A 1658-nucleotide genomic window follows, 5' to 3' on the forward strand; every position below is an offset into this window, starting at 1 on the left:
GGGACGTTCATGCGCTGGGTCTCGTCCAGGCGCATCACGTCCTGCAGGGTGACCATCGCCACGTCCGCGTTTGTGGCCAGGCAGTTTTCCATCACGCGGTCCGCCTTGGCCACGGCCTCCGCGCGCAGGCGCTTGACCTCATCAGGGAGTGCCCCCTTGGGCTCGGTCAGGCCGTAGTGCTCGCGCACCCAGCCCAGCAGCGTGTTGGTGTCGTGCGTGGAGCTGTAGACCATCTTGTCCGGCGCGGGCACGTAGGAGACGGACGGGTCGTCGTTGTAGAACTGGACCACGTCCATGCCCGGGAAGCCCGTTGCGGAGACGAGCGCCCGCACGGCCGGCGTGACGGTGCCCAGGTCCTCCGCCACGACGGGCAGCGGGCCAAACTCCTGGTACGCGCGGCGGAAGAGCTCGAGGCCGGGGCCAAAGTTCCAGGCGCCCTCCGTGGCGAGCTTGCCGTTGGGGATGCTGTAGTAGCTGCTGAAGCCCAGGAAGTGGTCCAGGCGCACGTAGTCGTACAGCTCGAAGGCGCGCTTGAAGCGGCGCATCCACCAGCGGTAGCCGTCCGCGCGCATCACGTCCCAGCGGTAGGTGGGGTTGCCCCACAGCTGGCCGTCGGCCGAGAAGCTGTCGGGCGGGCAACCCGCCTGCGACGCGGGGTAGCCGGCCTCGTCCACGCGGAAGTAGCGGCGCTCCGCCCACACGTCGGAGGAGTCCGCGCTCACGTACATGGGCATGTCGCCAATGATCTTGATGCCGCGCGCGTTGGCGTAGGCGCGCACCTCGCCCCACTGGCGCATGAACTCGAACTGCACGGCGCACTCGCGGCGGACGTCCGCGGCGAGCTCCTTGGCCTGGGCGAGCTCCGGGGTGTACTCACGGTAGCGCTTGGGCCAGGATTGCCAGGGCTTCTCGCCCACCTGGCGCTTGATGGCGCGGAACGTTGCGTACGGGATGAGCCACTCCTCGTTGTCCTGCAGGAAGTCGCGGTACTCGCGCGTGCCCTCGAAGTCCGCCGAGAAGTGCGTGCCGGCCTCGTCGTAGCCCCACATGAGCGACACGTTGCCCGCGAAGGCCGAGAGGCCGGCATACGGCGAGCCGTAGTGGTCCGTGGGGTTGACGGGCAGGACCTGCCAGTAGCGCTGGCCGCCCCTCTGCAGGTAGTCGATGAAGCGGTAGGCGGGGTCGCCCAGCGTGCCGGGGCGACCGGGGCGCTCGCGGTTGGGGAGCGACGTGACGTGGCAGACCACGCCCATGCCGCGCTCCATGGGCTTCTGCAGGCGCTGGGCCTTGTGCATGTTGAGGACGGCGGTGCCGAGCGGCCACAGGAAGACGCTGGCCTGGCCATCCTCCACCTTGGGCGGCCTGCCGGAGACCACGTCGTCCACCTGGAGGCCGTCCGTGGGGATGGCCACCGTGTGCTGGGCGTCGAGGCTCGCGTTGACCAGGACGCAGACCTTGGAGTTTGCGTCCTCGCGCCAGAAGCCAAAGACGTCTCGCCCGATGGAGAAGGGCCTGTAGCTGCCGTCCGTGAAGACGGGGAGCGACTTGCGGATCGCGATGGCGTTGCGGTAGATGTTGAAGCAGTCCTTGTTCTCGCGGCCCCAGGGGAAGGCGGCGCGGTTGTACGGGTCGCCGTAGCCCTCGAGCCCGGCCTCGTC

1 protein-coding gene is annotated in these 1658 nt (G+C 69.0%); it reads right to left on the bottom strand.

The genetic code is table 11. The features are described from left to right. Positions 1-1658, bottom strand: a 1658-nt coding sequence (locus ACI38Z_RS07630) for a 4-alpha-glucanotransferase (RefSeq protein WP_439789592.1), incomplete at both ends; no start/stop codon positions are given.

It is taken from the genome of Parafannyhessea sp. (assembly GCF_051876455.1).
GTDB lineage: Bacteria > Actinomycetota > Coriobacteriia > Coriobacteriales > Atopobiaceae > Parafannyhessea.